Here is a 23900-nt window from a genome sequence, read left to right on the forward strand (position 1 = left end):
ATCAGGGCGAAATCAGTCCTCACCCCCAAAACCCCGGTTTGGTCGCCAGCGCTTCATGCAGTTGCGCTGCGCTGATACCGCGTTTTCCGGGATCAGGGGCCAGGGCTTTTCGTACCCCCCGCCACACGTGTCGCGGTAGATTTTTTGGGCGCTTTGGCCGGGCGTGGGTCGCGGGCATCCGGTTGAATGGATGTTTGCCGCTGGCCAGTTCATACAGCACACAGCCCAGCGCATAGATGTCAGCAGCGCGGGTCAACGCCGCGCCCTCAAGGATCTCAGGCGCCGCGTAACCCGGGGTCCAGGCGTTGACCCGATTTCGACTCACATGGGCCAGCCCGTCCAGCGTCCCCGCCTCGGCCCGGCCCAGGCCAAAGTCGAACAAGCGCACACCGTCGTCACTGAGCAAGACGTTGCTCGGTTTAATGTCACCGTGCAGCACGCCCCGTCCATGGGCATGCACCACGGCTTCAAGCAATGGCAAGGCAATGTCACGCAAGGCAGGCCACGTCAGGCCCAACGGGTGTTCGCACAACAGACGGTCAAGGGTCGGACCGCGCAACAGCTCCATCACCACGAACACCCGCTGGTGCGCTGTATCGACGTCAAAACTGAAGTGACGCAATACGTTGGGGTGATGCAAATGGCGCATCAGCGCGTACTCATTGAAAAGTAATGCGCTGGCATCCGGCGACTGGTCATAGGCTTCGCTGAGCACTTTGAGCGCGACGTAAGGCTGCGGATCACCGAACTGTTGCGCCAGCAGATCACGTGCCCGATACACCGTGCCCATGCCTCCGGCGCCCAGCAGGCATTCGATGCAGTAACGTCCGCCAAGTACGTCCGGCATCGTACGAAAAGCCAAGGGGGCCGCCGGTGCTTGCACGGGGTGTGCTAGCTCGCTCATTGGCGGATCACCACGGCGCTGAAGTTGTCGCGGGCCTCCCCTCGCAGCACGCCATCAAACATTCGCGCCAGCGCCACTTGCGGGGAGATCAGGCTCAAGGCGTTGCCGATCTCGCTGTGGCTGAGGTTCTGGTACAACCCGTCGCTGCACAGCAAAAACACGTCGCTCGGCAGGACCTCGAATTCCACCACACTCAGGCTCAGATGCTCGCTGGCGCCCACCGCGCGGGTCAGCGCACGGGCGCCTGGGTGAGCGAGCGCCTGCTCGCTGCTCATGGCTTGCTCATCCATCAGTTGCTGCTGCAGCGAATGGTCCCGTGACAATTGGTACAACTGCTGCCCGCGCCACAGGTAGCAACGGCTGTCACCCGCCCAGACACACGCGCCGCGCGGGCCTTCGAGCAGCAACGCGATCACGGTGCTGCCCATCAGGGTATCCGCCTGCTGAGCATTGATCGTCAACTCCTGGCCCATGCGGCGATTGAGCCAATGCAGACAATTACGCACGGCAACCAGACGCTGCTCAAAGGTCTGGGGCTGTGTCAGTTCCCCCAGGCTGGTCACGATCAACTGGCTGGCGACATCGCCCGCCCGATGACCGCCCATGCCATCCGCCACGGCCCAAAGCCCATGCTGCGGGCAATCGAGAATGGCATCTTCGTTGCGCCTACGCACCTTGCCCTGGTCTGTTCCGGCTGCACTGCGCCACTGCGCCATCACAGTTGCTCAGTCAGACGCAAGCTGCGCAGCACGTCCATGTCAAACGGGTTGGGCGTGCGCTGGCTCATCAACAGGTAATTGGCGCGCAACCCGCCTACGTCGGCCTTGAGGACCATCACATCGCGACCGCTCAGGTAGTCGGTCTGCATCAAGTCCAACAAGCGAAACAACGACCAGGGACCGGTGCTTTTTTCGATACCGACCGGGCGTCCGGACGCCTTTTCCATGACCAGGCTGGTGCGACCGTTTTCGGCCTCGGTAGGCCACTGCAAGGTGACCGGTACAATCGGACCATGCCGGTATTCGATGGACTGGTTGCCGAAGCGGAACTCCGAACGGCTGACACTGGAGTCCAGGTTGTAGGGTTCGAGGGTGAATTGCACCTGCGGCTCTGCCGGATTTTGCGCGAAGAAGCTTTGCCGAATGACTTGGACCGCCGCCATTTGCTCCAGATAGGTCCTGCCCATCGGCAACCCTTGCCCGTCCAAGCTGCGCAAACGGTAATTTCCCGCCTCACCGCTGACGAAAGGCCGCATGTAGGTGTCGAAAAAGCGGTCGCTGATACCTTGCCCGCGGAAGAACTCACGGAAGTCATTGAGAGCGACGTCGCTGCTGCTGTGGGCGTTGAACGGGTAACGCTGCTTTATCGCCCGCACGTAAAAGCTGTACAACTCACGCTGATAACGCTGATTGATAAAGTGATAGGCGTCGCTGAGTACCAGGCGCCACGTGTCTTCGGCCAGACCGTTGAACCAGCCATTAAGCGGGCTGGGCAGGCGCTGCGAGGCCTGGCGCAGTTGGCTCAGTGCATCGCGCTGGCCGGTCATGCGTGACTTGGCCATTTCGAAGGCGGCCTGATCCGGCGTGCTGGCGCGCGCCAGGCTGGCCAGTTGCAGTTGCACATCGTTAAGCCCCAGCAAGGCTGGCGTGAGGTCTGCCGCCGGGCCGTCGTTGTCATCAAGTAAACGGTGCAAGGGCTCGAAGCGACGCTGAAGGGCTTTTTTCGCGGTATCGGGCAGGCTTGCCGCCAAGGCATCCGAGGCTTTTTGCGCGGTTGCGGCCGCCACGGCGTCCAGTTTTTGAGTGGCTTTTTCGCCAGCCTCGGCCGGTGTTTCAAGCGCCTCAATCAGACTCGGAAAGTATGTGTTTTCCCGCACTTGGATCAGCAAATGCAGCACCGCCGAGTTGGCCGATGTCAGCCCGGCAAATTGCTCGGCACCTTCGAGGGCGGTGCTGAACGGCTGCAACGCCAATTGGCCGACGGCCTCGCTCCAGTGCGTGGCGTAATCGCGGAAGTACAACTGCTCAAGCTCGACCATCAGCTTGCGCAAGTCCATGGCACTGATGGCGCTGCCCTCGCCCAGGACCCAGTTGTCCCGCAGGATTTCAGTGACCAGCGCCGCGCCCTGAACCGAGAAGTATTGCCTGTAGCCTTGCTGGGTATAGAACCCCGGGATCGCATAATCCGCACCACTGAATACGCTGCCCTGCAGCCCCAAATGCTGATCGAAACGGTAGGGAGCCAACGTATGCGCCTGTTCCCGCAACATGCGGTACACCACCGAAGCCAGCGACTCATTGCGCAAGGCCTGGCGTGCCTGGGCGATCAGGGTGTCGTTGAGCGGGTAATTGACCGTGAGGCCCAGCAGCCTGGCGAAGTGCTGATTGAGCCCATTCTGCACGGCGGTATTGCCGGGGTAACGCGCCGACCAATCGGTCGCGACCCAGGCCGCCAGCCAGCCATTGTCACGCCGTTCCGGCATGCCCAGCATCAGGTAGGCGCGCACACTGTTGAGCAGACGATCACGGTTGTTGAGGTTGGCGCGAATCTGACTCTCAAGCTGCTGGGCAACCCGTGGCAATAACTGGGCCTGGAGCTCGCGCTCGTAGGCCTGAGTGACCACCGGATGGCTGGCGCCGCCTTGGTACAGCCCCGTGCGCTCAAACAATGAGACGTCGATCAGCGACGGGAAAACCCGTGTCGCGGCATATTGGGTATCGAGGGTGCCAAGGATCGCCCGCGCATCGTCGCGCGAGCTCAGCATGGAGCGCTGCTTGCCCCATTGCTGGGCCAGTTCACGTAGTTTATCCAGGCGTTCATGGTTGCTTGAAAAGCTCGCCGTCCACAGCACACCCATGCCACCCAGCACCGCCAGCGCCCCCAGGTACATGGCGCGTTGGCCCCAGTGAAGTCGTCGCCGCTCACGCTTGTCGAGCCCCGCCAGTTCAGCCTCGGGAAAAATGACTCGGCTTAACAGATGATGCACAAAGTGCGAGCGACCACTGTGCAAGGTCGGCAGCACCTGGGTTTTCATGTCGAGCCGGGCGCCGACTTCGGCTGTTGTCGGGTCCAGCTTTTGTTTCACATGCGGCGAACTGGTGAGGTAAAAGCCGCGCAGCGGGCTGGCACGCTGGTAGCGATTACCCGTGAACGCCATGTCGACAAACAGACACAGGCGCTCGCCAATACCGCCCAGTTGATGCGGAAAGTCGAGGATACGCCCGCGTCGCTGGCTATCACGCTCCTGATGCATACGCGTGATGACTTGGCTGTTGAGTCGCCCCAGCAATGATTCGAATTCAGCGCGCAGCAGGGACACGTCGGCACCGCTCTGCCCTTCGGCAAAACTGGCGCCAAACACTTGGTCGCTCTCTTCACGGGTCAGCTGTTCAAAAAATTCGGTGAAGCCCAGCAGCTTATCGGCCTTGCTCAGCACCAGATAAACCGGCACTTCGACGTGCAGGGTTTGATGCACTTCTTGCAGGCGCAGACGAATCTGCTCAGCCAGGTCAGAGACGCTGTTTTCATCGCTGGCGAGCAACGCATCCACTGGCAAGGTCACCACTACACCATTAAGCGGGCGCACACGCCGACGCTTGCGCAGCAACTCAAGCAGAGTACGCCAACTGCTGGTATCGGCAGCGGTGGCGTCCTGGGTCAGAAACCGCCCGGCGGTGTCGATCAACACGCCGTCTTCAGCGAAGTACCAGTCGCAATCACGGGTACCACTGGTATCGCGGGTGAGTTTGCGATCAATTTTGTTGAGCGGGAAATCCAGCCCCGAGAAATCCAGCAAGCTGGTTTTGCCGCTGCCTTTAGGGCCGATCAACAAATACCAGGGCAGCTCATTGCGCCAGCGCTCGCTGCGCCCGCGGTACACACTGGACGTCTTGAGCGTACGCAACGCGTCTTTGAAGCGGGCCCGCAGCTCTTTGTGCGAGGCGTTGATCAAGGCTTCGCGGCGCTCGCGCTCTTTGCCGACCTCGCTGTCTTCAGCCTCTTTTTTACGCACACCGGCGCGCCAGCTCACAAAGACCATGACCAGGCCCCAGATCAGACACAGCCCACTGATGGTCAGCAGGCGCGCCGTAGCGTCGGCCCAAAACTTATGATCATTGACCGCCAGCAGCGGCCCGATCCACCACACCAGCAGCGCAACGGCGAGCAACAGTAGCAGCGTCCACAGCCAGGTCTGGCACACAAAGGCGCCCACCTTTTTCAGTACGTTTTTCATGACCTATTCCTAATTACAACTGCGGTCGGACAACCGGAGTGTCGAGCTGTTGATACGGTTGCAACACAACGTCGCGCTGTTCACTCAAGACCCAAGCAAACCCCGAAAACATGACCACCAGGCAGCCCGCCGTGAAGACTGCCAGCAACCACCCCGGCACGATGCGGGTCAGGCTGTGGCGGCGCGACTTGAGCCCTTGCCAGTGAGGGGAAAGCTCACGCGGAACATCCCCGCGCAAATGCCGGATTTGCCGGTACAGGGCATCACGAATGCCGTCGAGTTCATGCATACCGCGCTCGATCACCCGGAACTTGCCTTCAAACCCCAGGGCCAGGCACAGGTAAATCAGTTCCAACAACGAGAGGTTGTAGACCGGGTCTTTACACAGCTGATCGAGCACCTGGAAGACCTTCTCACCACCGAAGGTTTCGTTATGAAAACTGCTGAGCAGGCTGTGTTGCGACCAATCGCTTTCCTTGCCCCAGCGGGTCGTCACCACGGCCTCGTCGACCACCGTGCACAGGACGTAACGGGCTTTCATCATGTGCTGGCTGTCTACGCCACGGCACAGGGCATTGGCCTCGAATGCCTTCAGCGCGGCGGTGAGTTGGCCATGCAGGCCAACCAGTGTCTCGGGGGTGGTGCTGTGCTTGATATGCACCACGTACGACAACACTTCACTGGCGGCGGCTACCAGCGGGTTAACGCTGACGCTGAACGATTCAGCCGGCTTCACCCGGGCCGAATAGATCATGCGCTCTTCAAGTTGCTCGATTTTTGGCGGGGCCTGCGCGTCAGTGAGAGCCCCTGTCGCAGGCGCTTCACCATCACGAAAAACCATCACCGTATTGTCATCGGTTGGGTGTTGCGAATCCGTACGCATGGCGGTCAGTTCCTGATGGCCCAAAATTGCAGCTCAAGCGCTGAAAACTCGCCCGAGACATGAAAGGCAAACCCACCGGAACGCTCCAGTTGTGCCAGCTCTTCGTTACCCAATTCGAGGGTGAAATAGGTTTTGTTGGAGTGAAATGGGATCTGCCGAGGCGCTACGGGCAAGGGCTTGACCTTGAAACCCGGCAAGTGCAGGTTCACCAGTTGGCGGATGTTTTCGACAGCCCCGACTTTGAGGTGCGACGGCAAGCGATGACGCAGTTCTTCGCTGTCGCAATGGGCCTGGGCGGCCAGCACAAAGGAGGTGGTGGCGAGCAGTTTATGGTCGGTCAGCGGCGACACCAGCACCCCGTATTGGCGTTGTTCAAGTGCCAATTCCATGGCGTGTTGCTCCAGCACCATCGACAGCACGTGACGAATCGAGTCCATCAGGGTGCGAAAGCTCTCCCCTTGGTTGCTGTGCTGGTAAACCCCGCGCAACTGCGGGCGCTTGCTCTCGCTGCCATAGGTCGCCAGATCACCCAGCATTGCCAGCAACGAGCAATACAGCTCTTCGGGGTGCAGATGCTCCAGGCTCAAATAATGGCGCAACACCAGTTCGGTGCGGTTTATCAGCTGGAGCATCATGAAGTCACCGACCTCTGCCCCACCGACCTTGCCATTGGAACTGATGCGCTGCGCCAGCGCCTCGCCCCGGTTGCCGATCATGCTGATGACTTCCTTTAGGCACGACAGGACGTAACCCGAAGCATGGGCATGGATAAAGGTCGGGACGAATTGCTCGTCCAGCCGAATCACACCATCGGAGGTGGTGTCGAGGATCTGGCACAGCTGCAGTTTGACGCAGGTCTGATCGCTCTGCTGCTCGCCCAGCAGCAGACGGAAATCCTGGCGGGCACAACTAACCTGACTGCTGGCGTCGTCACCGGCATTTGAGTCAGCCACCTCAAGGTCGAACGCGGTGTAGCGCGCCAGCACATCACCCTGGTCCAGGCGCCGGGTTTCAATGCGATTGCCCGTGACCAACGGTAAAGCCAAGTAAACCGGCGTATTGGCCGTGTGCCGCGGGACATCCAGAATCAAGGCCTGGGTGCTGCCGCCCAACTCAAACAGGCTACCGTCGGGCAACACGCCCGAGGCCTGGCTGATCACCAGTTTGCCCATGTTGAGAAACTGCGGGTCGATGTCCAGCCCCAGAAACCCCCAGGTGTAGCGCCCCAATAACTGGGTGCGAGCTTTCATCTGATAGTCGTAATAGCGATCGCTCTGCTGGAAGTGCTGCGGGCGCAGCAACATGCCTTCGCGCCAGATAACTTTGTGTGCGCTCATGCTCATTCATCCGCCTCTGCCAAGGCCCGATCGGCGTTATGGATACCCGCCTGGTCGAGTACCAAATGAGCTTGGTTCAGGTCACCCGAGAGCAACGGAACCACATACCTCCATTGCGTTTGCGGCAGGTCGCGATACGCCGCCAACACGCCAACATAGCGGCTGCCCGGTTCGACGCTGAGCTTGAGATCAAGGCTCTCGCCCGGGCGCAACTCGAGCTCTTCACTGGTGACCAGATCGGGGGAAAGCGAGGCTTTTGGCCGCTCATACAAACTGAAGAAATCAACGTTCTCGAAGGCCACCGGGTGCTTGAGTTCCAGCAACCGGACAACCAGCGGGGACGGGCGACCATTGAGGTCGAGGTTGACCTGGTCACTGGCACTTAACTTCAGATCGAGCTTGGTGAGGCTGGAGTAAGGCGACAATGCCGAACATCCACTGAGCAGCAACACCGTCAGTGTCAGCAGCACGTTGAAGTAAAAGGGGGTAGTACGCGACATGCGCATCATCCTTGAGGGTCATTGTGGAGGGTGGAAATCATGCGCACTTGCACGTCGTAGGCCTGAGCGAAGTCCCGGGCCAACAGTCGCTCACACCAGTCATCGTCTTGCTGCAGGGCCCGGTGATAGCGGCTGAACGCCCGCCAATGGCTGGCCTTGGTTGTGAGCCACGGACGGTAGCCGTCGCGTTCAAAGCGCAAAACCAGTTGTTGCGGGGAGAAGTGCTCCAGGCTGCTGCGAATCGCTGCACGGCTGGCGCTCACCAAGGCCACCTGATGCGCCTGCACGTCACGGAATGCGCGCCCGATCACGTGCTCGGCCGAGGGCTGATGCGGCTTTTGTGGGGTCAGCAACCAGCCCAGGACCTCGGTCGTATCGTGGCTGGCCTTGAGGGGGTTCTGACGGGTGTCCGGGGTCGTTGTACGGGCCAGGCGCAGTTGGTTTTTCAGCTCGCTGCGGGTCCACAGGCTCTGCTGCAAACCGCCGATGCAGTGGTTGAGCAACCTGGCGGCCTTAAGTGCCAGCGCTTCGCGGTTTTCACGCGATTGCTGCGTAAGATCGACGCCCAGCTCTGCGCCTAAGGCCAACCAGAAAGCCTCGTCGCCAAGAGGACCAGCGGCTGCTACCGGGTCGGACAAAGGTGCCTTCGGGGCTTGAACCAGATGCGGAACCCGCAGGTTTTCGTGATCGATCTGGGCGAAGTCGACACGCTGCTCCCAGTCTGAAGACTGGCCATGCAGGGGTTCGGGTTCATCCAGTACGGCGAACACAGCAGCGGGCAACGTGATCGGATCCAGCGGGTCCATCGCTAAAAATGCATCATCAGGGATGATGCTGCCCGCCGGTTGCGGTCGCCCGACTTGTTCCAGCATCGCTTGCAGCTCGTGCTCCAGTTGGGCACGGATCTGGAAGTCCCCCATAAAAAAGACATCACCATGGGCAATACGGTGCGCCTGACCCTTGCTCAGCCAGAGTTCTGAACGGTTGCAACGACTGCCGTTGGTGCTGGTGTCGGTGTAAAAGAAGGTCCCGTCCCGATAACTGATGTGCGCGTGGTAATTGGAGACGTTTCTTGAGCTGTCAACAAGCGCCCAATCGCACGCCGGATTGCGCCCGATCGTGCCGCCATGCTCTGTAAAGGTTTTGCGCAGGACCTGCGTGGCATCGCGCAACCTTGTGTCGAGCAGGTCAAATATCAGTTCCAAAATGAGGCTCCTTACGGTCACTTACCGCGATTGACCGCTTGTGGATCACCCAATGGGCGATAGTTGTTGTCGTTGAATTTGTAATTGGCACTGCACCCGCTTGCGCCACACAGCACGGCGAAAGTCAGCAACACAGCGCACCAGAGACGAGCAGCCATCAGGTGGGACTCCAAAGGTGGGCCGTGCGCGCACTGACCCAGGCAAAAAGAAACAATGAAAGGCGCCTCATGAGGTCTTCCGTTTTAGATCGTCCAAACTGATATTCAGGCGTTCAAGGCGGTACAACAGCGTGCGCCGAGCAACGCCTAGCTCATGGGCGGCGCGGGTCTGGTTTCCGGCGTTCCTGCGCAGGCAGTCGAGCAGCAACGTGCGTTCAACCTGCTCCATGCGCTCGCGCAGATTGAGGTTGCCTGGGCTGGAACACGCTTGGCTGGACAGCGAGAAATGCTCGGGCTGCAACTCCACGCCCTCGCATAGCAAAACCGCGCGCTCGACGAGCCCTTTGAGCTCACGCACGTTGCCGGGGAAGGCATAGCTCACCAGTAGTTCCAGCACCGATTCAGACCAGAGCAGCGGTTTTCGTTGTAGGAACGTGCAGGTCTGATCGGCAAAATGCCGGGCCAGATCGAGGATGTCGCCCTCGCGCTCACGCAGAGCAGGCAAGGTGATGGGGAATTGTGTGAGGCGGTAATAGAGGTCTTCGCGAAACAGCCCTTGGCTAACCAACAGCGCGAGGTCGCGATGGGTGGCGGCAATGATTCGCACATCGATGGTGTGGGTCTGGTTCGATCCCAGTGGGCGGATCTCGCCTTCTTGCAACACCCGCAATAACTTGGCTTGTAACGGCAGCGGCATGTCGCCGATTTCGTCCAGCAGCAAGGTGCCGCCGTCAGCGCAATCGAACAGTCCGGGACGATCACGGTCGGCGCCGGTAAAAGCTCCCTTGCGGTAACCGAACAACTCGCTTTCCAGCAGGGCCTCAGGGAACGCTGCGCAGTTCTGCACGACAAAGGGACGGGCACTGCGCGGGCCGCCGTCATGAATCGCCCGGGCCACGATTTCCTTGCCTGTGCCGGTCTCCCCGGTCAGCAACACGGTGTAGGCGCTGTGCTGCACTTTGTTGATCAGGTGATATGTCTGGTGCATGACCCGGCTTGTACCGATCAGCCCAGGCATGCCAGCCTTGAGGCCTGAAGGGGATTCTGGCGAGACGTCATGCTGATGCAAGCGAAGTTGCTCCCGCACAAAAGCCCCGAAAACCCCAATGGACGGCGCATAGGCCGACAGCGCAAGCCGTTGGCGAGTAGCCACCAGCAAAACCCCTGCGACCGTCTGTTGAGCATTGAGCAGTGGCACGCACAACAACGCCCGCCAGGGCTGCTTCTGGCCAGGCAAAAAGTCGGTGTCGTAGAGCCCTTCGCTAAGATCGTCGACACAGACAACCCGGTTTTGACACACGGCAAACTGCAACAGTTGCTGGCCGGTGTAATCAGTCGACAGCGCCTGCGCACGCTTGGGCTGTACCTGCCCGTCAAACCACTCGGCGGTCAGTTCCAGGCGCTCGTGGGTCGCATCGAGCAAGTACAACTGGCTCAATTCACAGCCACTGAGCTGTGCTAGCGCACGCGCGCACTGCCCGAGCACACTGGCGCTGTCGGTGCAGTGAGCCACATTGGCAAAGTGCTTGAGTAACGCCTCGGCATACGCCAGAGGGTCCGCTACCTGAGCAAACATCGGCTCCACCTTAAGCAAACTCACACACGACATGGGCCCGAGCATCGAGGGTGACGTGCACACGCTTGAGGGTCTGCGCCTGGGCCATGGCGTCCAGCAGGCGGTCGGCGATCAGGGGCAGTACGTGGGTGTCGAGCAAGTAGTCGATCAGGCGCGCACCGCTGTCGCTTTGGGTACAGCGCTCGGCCAGGTGATCGACCAGTCGCTGGCAGTAGCTGAGCGCCAGTTGACGTCGCTGCAGGCGCTCACCCAGGCGCTTGAGTTTTATTTCGATCAATTCCCGCAATACCGGGCCGCTGACCGGGTAGTACGGCACCACCCGCATCCGCGCCAGCAAGGCGGGTTTGAAATGGTTGCTCAGCAACGGGCGGATACTCTGTTCGAGGTCTTCGGCACTCGGCCGCGCGCCGTTGGCACACAGTGCATTGATACGTTCGCTGGCCAGGTTGGAGGTCATCAGGATCAAGGTGTTGCGAAAGTCGATCTCGCGCCCTTCGCCATCGTTGGCCACGCCCTTGTCGAAGATTTGATAGAACACATTGAGCACATCGGGATCGGCCTTTTCGACTTCATCCAGCAGCACCACGGAGTACGGCTTTTGCCGTACGGCTTCGGTCAACATGCCGCCTTCGCCATAGCCGACGTAGCCAGGAGGCGCACCGATCAAGCGCGAGACGGTGTGCTTTTCCTGGAATTCAGACATGTTGATGGTGGTGACAAAGCGTTCGCCACCATACAGCAGGTCGGCCAGGGCCAGCGCCGTTTCGGTCTTGCCGACCCCGCTCGGGCCTACTAGCAGAAATACCCCCACAGGGGCGTCTGGCTTGTTCAAACCTGCGGCCGTGGCGCGCATGGAGCGATCCAGCGCATGGACAGCTTGCTCCTGGCCGCGAATGCGGGCGCTCAAGTCAGCGCCAAAGCTGCTGACCTTGGCGCTGTGTTCGCGCGCCAATTGCGACACGGGCACTCCCGTCCAGGCGCTGATCACTTCAGCCACCAGTCGCGGGCACACTTCAAAGCTGACCAGTCGCTCCAGGCCGTGGGCCTCGCTCAGTGCGCTATGGGTCTGCTCTAGGTCGGCCTCCAGTGCGGTCACGTCTTGGCTGTCGTCCGCGCTGGCCGCGTCGCTATCACGCGCCTCGGCCAGTTGTTGACGAAGCGCCAGCAAGCGCTCGGCCAACGTGCGTTGTTGGACCCAGCGGGCTTCAAGGCCAAGCTGCTCGCTTTGGACCTGAGCCAAACGCTCTTCCAGCGCTAGCAAATCGGCCTGATCAATCAGCAACCCGGCTTGAGCATCACGGCGCATGGCCTGACGTTGACGCCCGCCTTCGGCCAGCTCACCGCGCAGTTGCTCAAGCTTTTGCGGCGCACTAGCCAAGCTGATACGTACTCGTGCGCACGCGGTATCGAGCACATCCACGGCCTTGTCGGGTAGCTGACGCCCGGCCAAGTAACGGGCGGACAATTGCGCCGCAGCGACCACCGCGTCGTCTCGCAGATAAATACCGTGGCTTTTTTCATAGACCTGCGCCAGCCCGCGCAAAATGGTCACAGCCTCGCTGACTGTTGGCTCATGCAACTGCACCGGTTGAAAACGCCGAGCCAGCGCCGGGTCTTTTTCAAAGTATTTTTTGTACTCACCCCAGGTCGTGGCGGCAATGGTGCGCAACTCGCCCCGGGCCAATGCAGGCTTGAGTAGGTTAGCCGCGTCCGAACCACCGGCATTACCGCCAGCGCCGATCAATGTGTGGGCTTCATCGATAAACAGAATGATCGGCTTGGGCGAGGCTTTGACTTCGTCGATGACGCCTTTGAGCCGGCGTTCAAACTCACCCTTGACGCTGGCACCGGCTTGCAACAGGCCCATGTCCAGCGAGAGCAACTCAACCCCGAGCAGTACGGGCGGAACTTCACCGGCGGCGATTCGCGAGGCCAGCCCTTCAACGATGGCGGTTTTACCGACACCGGCCTCGCCCACCACAATTGGATTGTTTTTGCGCCGACGAGCCAGGATGTCGATCATCTGGCGGATCGCTTCATCACGGCACAGCACCGGGTCGAGTTTCCCATCCCGTGCCTGCTCTGTCAGGTTGTGGGTAAAGCGCGGCAAGAGCGCCTCGCCCGAGGTGGGCGCCTGAGCGTTGGCGACGGGCGCTTGTTGCGCCAGGGCAAAGCCTTTGAGGCGTTCGATATCGAGCGGGGCCAGCAAGGTTTGATAACGGCTCCCGGCATAGCGCAGCGGGTTGCGCAACAGGGCGAGAATCAAGGCTGCCTGATCAATCTGGCTTTGCCCCAACTCAAGGCTGGCCACCAGTAATGCGTCCTGCAGCCATTGCACCAGCTCAGGCGCAAACACCGGGTTGCGCGACGCACTGCTTTCGCTGCGCGGCTGCAAGGCAGCACTCAACTGGCCGGCATCGATCTGTGCGTCTAGCAGCGCCCGCGCCAGCAAGCCGTCAGGCCGCTCCAGCAATTGCAACAACAGGTCTTCAACCAGTACCTGGCTCGCGCCCCGGGCGACGCAGCGCTCCGCACTGCCCTCAAGGTCGCGGCGGGAGTCGGCATCGAGTGCCTGTATCAGTTGTTGCAGGTCTACATTGATCATGGCCAAAATTCCTTAATGGGCTTTTCCGAGAGTGACTACGCCGTCTGCTTTTTCGCGGCCCAGCCAGCTGGTCCAGCCGAGTCGGCAAGCGTTGTGTTCAGCAATGCGTAGCTCGCGCACTTCTTCGTGGCGCAGCACCAGTCGAATGTCGTAATCCAGCGGATCACGCAGGGTGAATCGCACCAACGCGCAAAGCGGTTGATACCCCGCGCCGATGGGCAGAAGTTCATGGAAACGCTCCCAGCTCAGTTGCCGTATGTGGATACGAAACTTGCCGCTGCAGTCGCGCACGCGCTCGCCCAGCACCAGGTTTTCACTCAACTGGTGGTTGGCACGCCCCAGGCAGTTGCGCTGTTCTTGCAGAATCTCGACTCGGCGCTCGATGCACTGCTCAATCGTCAGTTCGGCGTGTTTGAAGTAGTAACGCAGCACCGATTCGATCAGGGCCGCCGAATGCGCACGCAAGCTCAGCAGCCCGAGGTAGGGGAGCAAGCGCTTCCAGTTCAGTTCTTTAGCGTCGCGAATGGTGCGGCCACCCAAGCCGATCAGGGCAAACAGGTGGCTGGAAAACGGGTCATTGGCTCCACTGCTGAACCGGGTGCGATAGCGGTACTTGCGCCAGATAGGCAGCAGCAGCCGCTGCAACCGGTGGTTGAACAGGTCCAGAAATTGCCGCGTGGTGTTGCAGTCGTCGCCATCGCCCAGCGCTTGCTCCCCGTAGAAGGCCGGCAACGGAGAAGCCGAGCCCATCAGCCCCATGAGGTTGAAGCGCAGGCGCGCACGGGTTTGTCCGTGCTCGACAAAGTACTCCACCGCGTCAACGTCGCAGCCCGGAAAGCCGAGGCTCGGGTTCACCACAAACTCCAGCCGGTCGTAGAGTTCGTCTTCGCAGAGTTCCGTATTGCCCTCACGCAGGTGGTCAATGACCAGCAGCACGGCCTGAAACAGTGAGTACTCACGGATGCTTCGGGCCAATGGGCTTAAAGCAGGGGCTGCAGCCCCATGCGGGGTGTCCATTGGTAAGTCTCTCCCTGTGTGCTGTGGACCCGCAGTTCGTGGTACGAATTGAGGCTGGCGTAAAGCGCAAAAAACTCGTTGAGCACCGAGGCAAAAACGAACAGGTCGCCCTCCCCGATATAGCCCTTGGGGTCAACGCTCAGTTCGGTACGCAGACCACGCAGCGGTAGGCCGCGATGCAGGCGGTCAACGTGTTCATGGCGAATGGATTTGAGGCCGTTCAGCAGGTTCTTGCTGACCCGTTCGGCGTGTTCGTCGTAGTAGCGGGGCAAGTCGTAGGTTTCGAGAATCACCTTCAGCGCATCGACGTTGGCCAGGGACAGATAGTTGAGCGACATGTTGCTGATCAGCTTCCAGAGGAAGTCGCTGTTGAGCGGCGGTGCGTAGCTGGGCGTTACCGGCCCGATGTTGCGAAACACCAGGAACTCGGGCGTCCCTTCGCTGGGCAGGCAAATATCGCCCTGACCAAGGCGCCGTGGCAGGTTCTGGTTGGTGCAGGTCAATTCAATCGAGAGGGTTTCGCCGGCCTCGGGCTGGCGAGCGCCGAAACTGAGGTAGGTATCAAGCCCTTCATGGAGCAAAGCCGTGCGCTGACGGACGCTGTAATGTTTCTGTTCGGCGGCCACATCAAAACTGGGGTCGTGTTCGAATGACTCGAACGGCACGTAACGCTGGGACCCGGTCCCGTCAACGCGCCAGCCAGACACGTTGTCGACCGAGAACACGGCGCAGTGTTCAAGGTCGAGCCTTGAGGGCATCAGCAGGTACTCATCCTGCTTGCCATCCAGGCGTACGGGCATTGCATCGTGCTGGAACAGGTTCACCACGGGCGTGCAATAGAGCTTCACGTTATCCAGCGTCGGTCGCAGGCGCTGGGTGCCGCTTTGACGGATATCGAAGCGCAACTCCAGGCCACGAACCTGCTTGAGGGTGTCTTGCGCCAGCGTGGCAAGCCGTTCCAGGCCACTGAGATCAACGAACAGAAACTTGTCCTGAAAGGCGAAATATTCCTGTAAGTAGCGGTACCCGCGAAAGGTGTTCAGCGGGTACGGGATCAGCGCTTCTTCTTCGGCAAACCCCACCGGCTGGACATGCTCGGGGGCCAGGTTGAATGCCAGGCTTTCACTGGCCTCCAGGGCGGTACCATTGGCATCCAGCGGCACCACGGTGATGCTGTTTAGATGCCGCAGCAGGCCCAGGTAGAGCATTTGACTGATGTAGCGCTCGCCTGACAGGTGCAAGCGCAAGCGGCTTAGCGCAAGCTCGCCAAGATGGCCGTCGCAGGTCATGTCCAGGCGCAGGCTCAGCAGCGAGCCTTCACCGTTGACCGAGTGTTTCAGGTCGACCAGGGCCAGTGGCAGCACGTCGGTGGGGTAGCAGGTTCTGAACTGGCAACTCACCCCGTCAAGCGGCTTGCTGGCAACGCGGGTTTCACGTTCGACCCGCTGCGCTGGGCCTGGACGATCCAGGGGGTCGAACTGCAACATGCTGAACGCCGGGAGGGGCCGCATGTAATTGGGCCACAACAGGTGCATCAACGAATGGCTCAGTTCGGGAAGTTCATCGTCCAGTTTTTGTCGCAGGCGCCCGGTTAAAAAGGCAAACCCTTCGAGCAACCGCTCGACATCCGGATCGCGACCAGCCTGGCCCAAAAACGGCGCCAACGCAGGACTACGCTCAGCGAAGCGGCTGCCCAACTGGCGCAATGCAGTGAGTTCGCTTTGGTAGTAATGGTTAAAGGACACGACGCTACCTGTTAGTTGTCGACGGCACGAAATAGGGGAAATACAAGGGATTGAACGTCACGATCGGACGACCTTAAGTCGTCACCTTGACCTGGCCACTGCCATCAAGGTGTGCAGTGAAACTGACCTGTCGCCGGGCCCCCTCCACCACCAGCCAGCCGTCGAGGCTGAACGCGAGCCGAAGCGGATCGCCGTGTCGGGGCAAAGCGCTCACCCGGACCTGGCTCAGACGCGGTTCATACCGTTCAATAAATACTTCGATGGCCACGCGCGCCTGTGAAAGCGCGTCATGCAGGCTCAATCGCATGTCGTTCAAATCGGGGAGCCCGTAGTCGGGCAGCGTTTGCACGCTGCCCGCCCGAGTACTGAGCATTTTTGCCAAATGGGCGGCCACGGACGCCTGTGCGCTGGCAAGCGGACTCAAGCCACGGCGTTTATCCACGTCGCCGGCCAAGCGTTCGAAAAGGCTGCCATATGCGCTCATGCCCAGCTCCCGTTACTCTTTGTCCAGCTTGCCGACCAGCGATAGCGTGAAGTCCGCCCCCATGTACTTGAAGTGCGGGCGTACGTTCAGGTTGACGCGGTACCAGCCTGGCTCGCCTTCAACGTCGCTCACGGTGATGTGGGCGGCACGCAAGGGGCAACGGCCACGAACTTCGGACGTGGGGTTTTCCTGGTCGGCAACGTACTGACGGACCCACTTGTTGAGTTCAAGCTCCAGGTCGGTACGCTCTTTCCACGAACCCAACTGCTCGCGCTGCAGCACCTTCAAGTAATGCGCCAGACGGTTGACGATCATCATGTAGGGCAATTGCGTGCCGAGCTTGTAGTTCAGCTCGGCGTTCTTGCCTTCTGCGCTGATGCCGAAGAATTTGGGCTTCTGGACCGAGCTGGCCGAGAAGAAGGCCGCGTTGTCACTGCCTTTGCGCATAGTCAGGGAGATGAAGCCCTCCTCGGCCAACTCGTATTCGCGACGGTCGGACACCAGGACTTCGGTCGGGATCTTGGTTTCGATTTCGCCCATGCTTTCAAAATGGTGCAGGGGCAGGTCTTCAACCGCGCCGCCGCTTTGCGGGCCGATGATGTTCGGGCACCAGCGGAATTTGGCGAAACTGTCGGTCAGCCTGGAGGCGAAGGTGTAAGCCGTGTTGCCCCACAGGTAATGCTCGTGGCTGTTGGCAACGGTTTCCTTGTAGACGAAGGACTTGATCGGGTTTTCTTCGGGATCGTACGGGTTGCGCAACAGGAAGCGCGGCACGGTCAACGCCATGTAGCGGGCATCTTCGGACTCGCGAAAGCTCTGCCATTTGGCAAATTGCGGGCCCGAGAAGTGGTCTTTCAGGTCTTTGAGGTTTGGCATGCCGGTGAAGCTTTCGAGGCCGAAAAACTTCGGCCCGGCCGCAGCAATAAACGGGGCATGGGACATGCACGATACGCTGGAAACGTACTGCATCAGTTTGACGTCAGGCGAGCTTGGGGTCATGAAGTAGTTGGCGATGATTGCGCCCACTGGCTCACCACCAAACTGCCCGTACTCTGCGGTGTACACATGTTTGTAGAGGCCGGATTGCATCACCTCGGGCGAATCTTCGAAGTCATCCAGCAGGTCTTCTTTTGAGACGTTGAGGATTTCGATCTTGATGTTTTCACGAAAGTTGGTGCGATCGACCAGCAACTGCAGGCCACGCCACGCAGCCTCCAGCGACTGGAAAGAGGGGTGGTGAAGAATTTCGTCCATCTGGTTGCTGAGCTTTGTGTCTATCTCGGCAATCATGCGATCAACCAGGGCCTTTTTGACCGGTTGCCCCTGGTTTTGCGGCTTCAACAGCTCTTCGATGAATGCCGCCACGCCACGCTTGGCAATGCCATAGGCATCGTCTTCGGGCGTCAGTCGGGTTTGCGCGATGATGTCGTCAAGGACGCTATACGAAGTGCTTTTATCGTCTTTCTGGTGTGCGGCGCTGGTGCTCATTGTGTGTCTTCCTTTGCTGATAGAGGGCTCAAACGTCCGCTGCCGGAGCGACAAGCAGATCCAGTTCGCTCAGTACCCGAGCGCGTGAGACGTCGTCGGCCAGTACGCCTTCAATCGCCTTGCGAAAGCTCGGCGCGTTGCCCAGCGGGCCTTTAAGTGCAACCAGGGCATCACGCAGCTCCATCAGTTTTTTCAGTTCAGGGATTTGCTCAACCAGGCTCGCCGGGTTGAAGTCCTTCATCGCATTGACACGCAGCCCGATCGCCAACTCATCGGTGCTGTCTTCACCCTGCAAGCGATTGGGCACACTCAAGGCCAGCTCCAGCCCTTGCTTGGAAAGCACTTCATCGAAGGTCATTTTGTCGATGGCGATAGGCTTGCGGTCTTCAAGCTTTCGCCCATCAAAACGGTGGATATAGTCACCCACCACCAACAGCTTCAAAGGCAGTTCAATCTCTTCTTGAGCCCCGCCAGTAGCGGGTTTGAACGTAATGTTGATACGTTCCTTGGGGGCTACCGAACTTTCTTTGGCCATGACGTTTTTTCCTTGCGTGTGTGTGGCCCTGAGGCCTATTCGAGTACCACTTCAAGATCGAGGTGGCACAACCTGCGATACATCTCATCCTTGCGTTCTCGCACTTCGTGGTTCTGCGGCAGGAGCTCGCAGCAGCGATGTAAAAGACGCAACACTTCAAGCACCAGGTCCGGCTCCCAGGTCTGTAAACCGGAGCGATGGAGGCGCTCGTCGAGCATTTCGAGCTGGGTTTTGGCGAGCTCGTATTTCTTGGCGTGAAAACACAACCGGGCGAGAGTCAATTGCCAGAAAAACCGCACCCGCTCGCCCTGGGCACTGCCCGCCTCACGTTTGAGCAACTGCACGGCAGGCTTGAAACCGCTGATGCAAAGCAGCTCTTGCGCGTGCTCCAGGGCAAGCTCCCAGGCTGGCAGGTCGGTGACGGGCAACGGTGCGTCTGGCTCGCTAGGGCTCAGGTGAGGCAGCACGTGGGCGTCGATCCAGGTGCGGGTTTGCGGATCAGCAAAGGCAGTGCCGTCACTGAAACGCAATTCGGCCAGGCCCGGCAGCCGTTGCAGCAGCAGGGCCAACTGCAGTTCGACTTCGCGCATGGCCTGCTCGGCTTTAAGGGCGCTCAGGCACTCCCAGACCATGCGCTGGCCGTCGAACCAGAACGGCGCTTTGGCAAAGCTGGCTTCAAGCTCCACCAGCAAGTCGGCAAACTGGCCTTGGGTGAAGCGGCTTTGGTAGTTTTTTAGTGTGTCTGCCGGTAAGGCGCGCAGTGGCGTGATCTGCTCGGCATTGCGCTCGGGTATGAAGTCCACCGATAGCCAGGTCAGAACCCGGTTCAGACGAAGTGCCCGCAGGTCAGTGGCTTTCTGTTTGAGCCACCATCCGCACAAGGCCCGGGCGCCGTCCTGCTGCTGTCGAAATGCCTTGTGGGCATCTTTTTCATTGTCGATAAGCGCATTGGGTTCTATCAACTGCGCCGCGGCCTGCTTGACCTGAGCCACCGCCGTCGCAATGACGCCCTTCTCGGGCTGGCTGTCGACTGCACGCTGAACCATTCGTGTCAGACGACGGCAAATCGGCAGCAATAAAGGCACGTCATCGCCCAGATGCACGGCCAACGTGCGTTCCAGCTCCAGCAACAGATCGACCATGTGCTGAAACAGCGGCAGTTGCTCCTTGATCGGGACGTTTTCGCTCAGGGCTCGATCAAGGCGCCCCACCAGCCAACCGATCGCCGCGGCACGGGTGCGTAACTTCAGGGGGTGGATGTGTTCCCAATGCTCGGTACACAGGTGATGCAATAAGCCCAGGCCCGCCAGCAATCCCGGGAACGATTCACGCTGATACAGCGCCCAGGTCAGCCAGACGCCCGCACGCAGGTCCTTGGACTGCTCTCGCAGCAGTGCTTCGCTTTGCTCATGCACCACATACCAGTCGATCTGGTTGTTTTCGGACATCGACTGCGCCTTGCCCATCTCGCGCTCAAGGTCTTCGAACTGGTGTGAGAAGCGCACGTCATCGCCGGCAAAGTTGTCCTTGAAGACGGGTGTTTTGGCGAGAACAAGCAGGCGGGCGAACAACTGGCTGGAATAGGTCATTACAACGCGCAACCTACTGGAGCCGGCAGAGTAAACGTCGTATGCGGAGGTAAGGAGAAGATCACTGCGAACTACCGAATCCATTCAAGTGGCGAGACCTTATGTGAATGGATAAGGGAAAACTGTCAGATATTTCCTCAATAACGTATGAAATGTCCTCTATTCAAAAGAGCTAGAGAAAACACGAGGTTCACATGTCGCAAAAACCTGATGTGACCTAAGGCTTGGCCTACGTCAATTGTGTGTGCCGACCCACAGAGATGAAATTCAATACGCCTCAAGACGTACAGACAAATAATCAGGCATTAATCAGAATCGCCCTGTTTGGCACTACTTGAACTGCCACCTGATTTGCCCCAAAACCTGCTGTCTGCTAGTGTCAGCCGGTTTTAACGCCTACCGAGAATGCCGCCATGGCCCGCAAAAAAGCTTCCCTGGATTTCGAACAGTCCCTCGCCGACCTGCAAACATTGGTCGAGCGTCTGGAAAACGGCGAACTGTCACTTGAAGACTCATTGACCGCCTTTGAACAAGGCATTCGTCTGACCCGTGATTGCCAGGGAGCACTGGCTCAAGCGGAACAGAAAGTCCAAATTTTGCTTGAGCGTGATGGTGAGCTCGCGCCAGAGCCTTTTGATGCGGAACAGCCAGAATGATTGATGCCTACCAAACCAGCAGCCAGGCTCGCGTCAACGCGGCACTTGAACGCTTGTTTGTCGCTCCAGCGCCGGAGTTGGCCCGTCTGTACGAGGCCATGCGTTATAGCGTGATGAATGGTGGCAAACGTGTTCGACCGCTCCTGGCTTATGCCGCGTGCGAAGCCTTGGGCGCGGCCCCTGAACAAGCCAATGGTGCAGCCTGCGCTGTGGAACTGATCCACGCTTATTCGCTGGTGCATGACGATTTGCCCGCCATGGACGATGACGACCTGCGCCGCGGTCAGCCCACCACCCATAAGGCGTTTGATGAAGCCTGCGCCATCCTGGCGGGTGATGGGCTGCAAAGCCTGGCGTTCAGCGCCCTGCTCGACCCGACGCTGACCACTCTGGATGCCGAAACACGTTTGCGTATGGTCAATGGCCTGGCTTTCGCTGCCGGCCCTGCAGGTATGGTAGGCGGTCAAGCCATCGACCTGGGTTCGGTAGGACTGAAACTTGATCAGGCCGCCCTCGAATACATGCACCGCCACAAAACCGGTGCCCTGATCGAAGCCAGCGTACAGTTGGGTGCCCTGGCCAGCGGCCGTGCCACCGAAACCGCTCTAAACGCGTTGAGCGTTTATGCGCGAGCCATTGGTCTGGCATTTCAGGTCCAGGACGACATTCTGGACGTTGAAAGTGACACCGCGACCCTGGGTAAACGCCAGGGCGCCGACATTGCCCGCGACAAACCGACCTACCCGGCACTGATGGGTCTGGAGCAGGCCAAAGGCTATGCCCTGGAGTTGCGTGATCAAGCGTTGAACGCCCTGCGACCTTTTGATGCAGCGGCAGAACCCTTGCGAGAACTGGCCCGTTATATCGTTGATCGCCGCCATTAAAACGGTGACAAATTGATATTTCATACAGCCTGTAACGCAAAGGTCTGACTAACGAATGCCAGACTGCGTGGGCAGCTTACGTTCCATAAGGTAAACTGCCGCCTCTTTTATATACCTATAACGATTCGCCTGATGCCAACGACGTTTCAAGATTTTCCCCGCAAGCGCCCGACTACGCCCCTGCTCGACCGAGCAGGCACGCCTGTTGGCCTGCGCAGATTAGCCGAAGCCGAGCTGGAAACCCTGGCCGATGAGTTGCGCCTGGAATTGCTCTATACCGTTGGCCAGACAGGCGGGCACTTTGGTGCCGGCCTTGGGGTCATTGAGCTGACCATCGCGTTGCACTATGTCTTCGACACCCCGGATGACCGGTTGGTGTGGGACGTAGGTCATCAGGCGTATCCGCACAAAATACTCACCGGTCGTCGCGATCAAATGGCGACGCTGCGCCAGAAGGACGGCATTGCGGCCTTCCCGCGCCGCTCCGAGAGCGAGTACGACACCTTTGGCGTCGGCCATTCCAGCACCTCGATCAGCGCCGCGCTGGGCATGGCCATTGCCGCTCGTCAGCAAAATAGCGAGCGCAAGGCCATCGCAGTGATTGGCGACGGTGCACTGACCGCGGGCATGGCCTTTGAGGCGCTGAACCATGCGCCCGAAGTGAACGCCAACATGCTGGTGATCTTGAACGACAACGACATGTCGATCTCGCGCAATGTCGGCGGGCTGTCCAACTACCTGGCCAAGATCCTTTCGAGCCGCACTTACGCCAGCATGCGTGAAGGCAGCAAGAAAGTGCTGTCGCGCCTGCCAGGGGCATGGGAAATTGCCCGTCGTACCGAAGAGTACGCCAAAGGCATGCTGGTACCGGGGACCCTGTTCGAGGAACTGGGCTGGAACTACATCGGGCCGATTGATGGCCACGACTTGCCGACCCTGATTGCAACGCTGCGCAACATGCGCGACCTCAAGGGGCCGCAGTTCCTGCACATTGTCACCAAAAAAGGCAAAGGCTTCGCCCCGGCTGAAGCCGATCCGATTGGCTACCATGCCATCACCAAGCTTGAGCCGCTGGATGCGCCCAAGGTCGCGCCTAAAGTTGCAAGCGGTCCGAAATACTCTGCCGTCTTTGGCGAGTGGCTGTGTGATATGGCGGCCGCTGACGAGCGCTTGATCGGCATTACGCCGGCCATGAAAGAAGGCTCGGACCTGATCAAATTCAGCGAGCAATACCCGTCACGTTATTTCGATGTCGCGATTGCCGAACAGCACGCAGTCACGCTGGCCGCCGGTATGGCCTGTGAAGGCGCCAAACCGGTGGTCGCGATTTACTCGACGTTCCTGCAGCGCGGTTATGACCAACTGGTGCATGACGTCGCGGTGCAAAACCTGGACGTGCTGTTTGCCATCGACCGCGCCGGTCTGGTGGGTGAAGACGGTCCTACCCACGCGGGTAGCTACGACCTGTCTTACCTGCGCTGCATCCCGGGCATGGTCATCATGACCCCGAGCGATGAGAACGAGCTACGCAAAATGCTCACCACCGGGCACCTGTACAACGGCCCGGCGGCCGTGCGTTACCCGCGCGGTACCGGCCCTAATGCGCCAATCGAGAAAACCCTGGAGCCGCTGGAAATTGGCAAGGGGGTGGTTCGTCGTCAAGGCAGCAAGGTCGCACTGCTGGTGTTTGGCGTGCAATTGGCCGAAGCCCTGCAAGTCGCCGAGAAAATCGACGCTACCGTGGTCGACATGCGCTTTGTGAAGCCGATGGATGAAGCCTTGGTACGCGAAATGGCGGACAGCCATGAGTTGCTGGTAACCATTGAAGAAAACGCCATCATGGGCGGTGCAGGCGCAGCTGTCAGCGAGTTCCTGGCCCGTGAAAACGTGCTGAAGTCCGTGCTGCATCTGGGTTTGCCGGATATATACGTCGAACACGCCAAACCGAGCCAGATGCTGGCTGAATGCGGCCTGGATGAAGCGGGCATCGAAGCCTCGGTTCGCCAGCGTATGCAGTTGCTGGGGCTCTAAGACCACCGGATACGCTGTAGGAGCGGGGGGGGGGGGGGGGGGTTTTTTTTTTTTTAAAAATACGCGCGC

19 protein-coding genes are annotated in these 23900 nt (G+C 59.6%); 3 read left to right on the forward strand and 16 right to left on the reverse strand.

What is annotated here, in order from left to right:
- Positions 1 to 19: 19 nt before the first annotated feature.
- The 16 genes from NTD86_RS12730 to tssA form a co-directional block, all read right to left on the reverse strand.
- Complete coding sequence (locus NTD86_RS12730; RefSeq protein ID WP_262202690.1) at positions 20 to 904, reverse strand: serine/threonine-protein kinase; 885 nt, start codon at positions 902 to 904, stop codon at positions 20 to 22.
- Positions 901 to 1620 carry a PP2C family protein-serine/threonine phosphatase gene (locus NTD86_RS12735; protein WP_262202691.1) on the reverse strand — a complete coding sequence of 240 codons (720 nt, stop codon included), beginning with the start codon at positions 1618 to 1620 and terminating at the stop codon, positions 901 to 903. Before NTD86_RS12735 ends, NTD86_RS12730 begins: the two co-directional genes overlap by 4 nt.
- Entirely contained in the window at positions 1620 to 5138 is a 3519-nt protein-coding gene (gene tssM, locus NTD86_RS12740; protein WP_262202692.1) for a type VI secretion system membrane subunit TssM, read from the reverse strand. The genes NTD86_RS12735 and tssM overlap by 1 nt, the downstream gene beginning before the upstream one ends.
- A gap of 13 nt (positions 5139 to 5151) precedes the next feature.
- Positions 5152 to 6021, reverse strand: a complete 870-nt coding sequence (icmH, locus tag NTD86_RS12745; RefSeq protein WP_262202694.1) for a type IVB secretion system protein IcmH/DotU — start codon at positions 6019 to 6021, stop codon at positions 5152 to 5154.
- Positions 6022 to 6026: 5 nt separating this feature from the next.
- Complete coding sequence (tssK, locus tag NTD86_RS12750) at positions 6027 to 7358, reverse strand: type VI secretion system baseplate subunit TssK (protein ID WP_262202695.1); 1332 nt, start codon at positions 7356 to 7358, stop codon at positions 6027 to 6029.
- Positions 7359 to 7360: 2 nt separating this feature from the next.
- The gene (gene tssJ, locus NTD86_RS12755) at positions 7361 to 7858 is read right to left on the reverse strand and encodes a type VI secretion system lipoprotein TssJ (protein ID WP_262202696.1); all 498 of its coding nucleotides are present in this window, start codon (positions 7856 to 7858) and stop codon (positions 7361 to 7363) included.
- Positions 7859 to 7863: 5 nt separating this feature from the next.
- Positions 7864 to 9063, reverse strand: coding sequence for a type VI secretion system-associated FHA domain protein TagH (tagH, locus tag NTD86_RS12760; protein ID WP_262202697.1), 1200 nt, complete (start codon positions 9061 to 9063; stop codon positions 7864 to 7866).
- Positions 9064 to 9080: 17 nt separating this feature from the next.
- Positions 9081 to 9221 (reverse strand): type VI secretion protein, encoded by a 141-nt coding sequence (locus NTD86_RS12765; RefSeq protein ID WP_262202698.1) that lies wholly within the window; start codon positions 9219 to 9221, stop codon positions 9081 to 9083.
- A 67-nt stretch (positions 9222 to 9288) separates the two neighbouring features.
- Complete coding sequence (locus NTD86_RS12770) at positions 9289 to 10797, reverse strand: sigma 54-interacting transcriptional regulator (RefSeq protein ID WP_262202700.1); 1509 nt, start codon at positions 10795 to 10797, stop codon at positions 9289 to 9291.
- A 10-nt stretch (positions 10798 to 10807) separates the two neighbouring features.
- Positions 10808 to 13408, reverse strand: a complete 2601-nt coding sequence (gene tssH, locus NTD86_RS12775; protein ID WP_262202701.1) for a type VI secretion system ATPase TssH — start codon at positions 13406 to 13408, stop codon at positions 10808 to 10810.
- A gap of 6 nt (positions 13409 to 13414) precedes the next feature.
- Positions 13415 to 14419: a type VI secretion system baseplate subunit TssG gene (gene tssG / locus NTD86_RS12780; protein ID WP_262202702.1), complete on the reverse strand. Its 1005-nt coding sequence runs from the start codon at positions 14417 to 14419 to the stop codon at positions 13415 to 13417.
- Positions 14383 to 16164, reverse strand: coding sequence for a type VI secretion system baseplate subunit TssF (gene tssF, locus NTD86_RS12785; protein WP_262202704.1), 1782 nt, complete (start codon positions 16162 to 16164; stop codon positions 14383 to 14385). Before tssF ends, tssG begins: the two co-directional genes overlap by 37 nt.
- Positions 16165 to 16237: 73 nt before the next feature.
- A complete protein-coding gene (gene tssE, locus NTD86_RS12790) occupies positions 16238 to 16648 on the reverse strand; it encodes a type VI secretion system baseplate subunit TssE (RefSeq protein WP_262202706.1) in 411 nt (136 codons plus the stop codon).
- A 12-nt stretch (positions 16649 to 16660) separates the two neighbouring features.
- A complete protein-coding gene (gene tssC, locus NTD86_RS12795) occupies positions 16661 to 18136 on the reverse strand; it encodes a type VI secretion system contractile sheath large subunit (protein WP_262202708.1) in 1476 nt (491 codons plus the stop codon).
- Between the two features lie 28 nt (positions 18137 to 18164).
- Positions 18165 to 18671 carry a type VI secretion system contractile sheath small subunit gene (tssB, locus tag NTD86_RS12800; RefSeq protein ID WP_262202710.1) on the reverse strand — a complete coding sequence of 169 codons (507 nt, stop codon included), beginning with the start codon at positions 18669 to 18671 and terminating at the stop codon, positions 18165 to 18167.
- Between the two features lie 35 nt (positions 18672 to 18706).
- Positions 18707 to 20260, reverse strand: coding sequence for a type VI secretion system protein TssA (tssA, locus tag NTD86_RS12805; RefSeq protein ID WP_262202712.1), 1554 nt, complete (start codon positions 20258 to 20260; stop codon positions 18707 to 18709).
- Positions 20261 to 20673: 413 nt separating this feature from the next.
- Between tssA and NTD86_RS12810 the strand changes: the two genes are divergently transcribed.
- From NTD86_RS12810 to dxs, 3 genes are all read left to right on the forward strand, one after another.
- Entirely contained in the window at positions 20674 to 20916 is a 243-nt protein-coding gene (locus NTD86_RS12810) for an exodeoxyribonuclease VII small subunit (protein ID WP_055101242.1), read from the forward strand.
- A complete protein-coding gene (ispA, locus tag NTD86_RS12815) occupies positions 20913 to 21800 on the forward strand; it encodes a (2E,6E)-farnesyl diphosphate synthase (RefSeq protein WP_262202716.1) in 888 nt (295 codons plus the stop codon). The genes NTD86_RS12810 and ispA overlap by 4 nt, the downstream gene beginning before the upstream one ends.
- A gap of 132 nt (positions 21801 to 21932) precedes the next feature.
- The gene (dxs, locus tag NTD86_RS12820; RefSeq protein ID WP_262202717.1) at positions 21933 to 23831 is read left to right on the forward strand and encodes a 1-deoxy-D-xylulose-5-phosphate synthase; all 1899 of its coding nucleotides are present in this window, start codon (positions 21933 to 21935) and stop codon (positions 23829 to 23831) included.
- The last annotated feature ends 69 nt before the right edge of the window (positions 23832 to 23900 follow it).

Source organism: Pseudomonas sp. 7P_10.2_Bac1 (assembly GCF_025465935.1).
Taxonomy (GTDB): domain Bacteria; phylum Pseudomonadota; class Gammaproteobacteria; order Pseudomonadales; family Pseudomonadaceae; genus Aquipseudomonas.

Bases quoted from the DNA above. Each gene is read 5' to 3' on its own strand.
- tssJ (WP_262202696.1), bottom strand. From the start codon at position 7,858: ATGTCGCGTACTACCCCCTTTTACTTCAACGTGCTGCTGACACTGACG.
- NTD86_RS12730 (WP_262202690.1), bottom strand. From the start codon at position 904: ATGAGCGAGCTAGCACACCCCGTGCAAGCACCGGCGGCCCCCTTGGCT.
- NTD86_RS12765 (WP_262202698.1), bottom strand. From the start codon at position 9,221: ATGGCTGCTCGTCTCTGGTGCGCTGTGTTGCTGACTTTCGCCGTGCTG.
- tssE (WP_262202706.1), bottom strand. From the start codon at position 16,648: ATGAGCGCATATGGCAGCCTTTTCGAACGCTTGGCCGGCGACGTGGAT.
- tssA (WP_262202712.1), bottom strand. From the start codon at position 20,260: ATGACCTATTCCAGCCAGTTGTTCGCCCGCCTGCTTGTTCTCGCCAAA.
- tssG (WP_262202702.1), bottom strand. From the start codon at position 14,419: ATGGACACCCCGCATGGGGCTGCAGCCCCTGCTTTAAGCCCATTGGCC.
- NTD86_RS12770 (WP_262202700.1), bottom strand. From the start codon at position 10,797: ATGTTTGCTCAGGTAGCGGACCCTCTGGCGTATGCCGAGGCGTTACTC.
- NTD86_RS12735 (WP_262202691.1), bottom strand. From the start codon at position 1,620: ATGGCGCAGTGGCGCAGTGCAGCCGGAACAGACCAGGGCAAGGTGCGT.
- NTD86_RS12810 (WP_055101242.1), top strand. From the start codon at position 20,674: ATGGCCCGCAAAAAAGCTTCCCTGGATTTCGAACAGTCCCTCGCCGAC.
- dxs (WP_262202717.1), top strand. From the start codon at position 21,933: ATGCCAACGACGTTTCAAGATTTTCCCCGCAAGCGCCCGACTACGCCC.
- tssC (WP_262202708.1), bottom strand. From the start codon at position 18,136: ATGAGCACCAGCGCCGCACACCAGAAAGACGATAAAAGCACTTCGTAT.
- tssM (WP_262202692.1), bottom strand. From the start codon at position 5,138: ATGAAAAACGTACTGAAAAAGGTGGGCGCCTTTGTGTGCCAGACCTGG.
- tssK (WP_262202695.1), bottom strand. From the start codon at position 7,358: ATGAGCGCACACAAAGTTATCTGGCGCGAAGGCATGTTGCTGCGCCCG.
- tssB (WP_262202710.1), bottom strand. From the start codon at position 18,671: ATGGCCAAAGAAAGTTCGGTAGCCCCCAAGGAACGTATCAACATTACG.
- ispA (WP_262202716.1), top strand. From the start codon at position 20,913: ATGATTGATGCCTACCAAACCAGCAGCCAGGCTCGCGTCAACGCGGCA.
- icmH (WP_262202694.1), bottom strand. From the start codon at position 6,021: ATGCGTACGGATTCGCAACACCCAACCGATGACAATACGGTGATGGTT.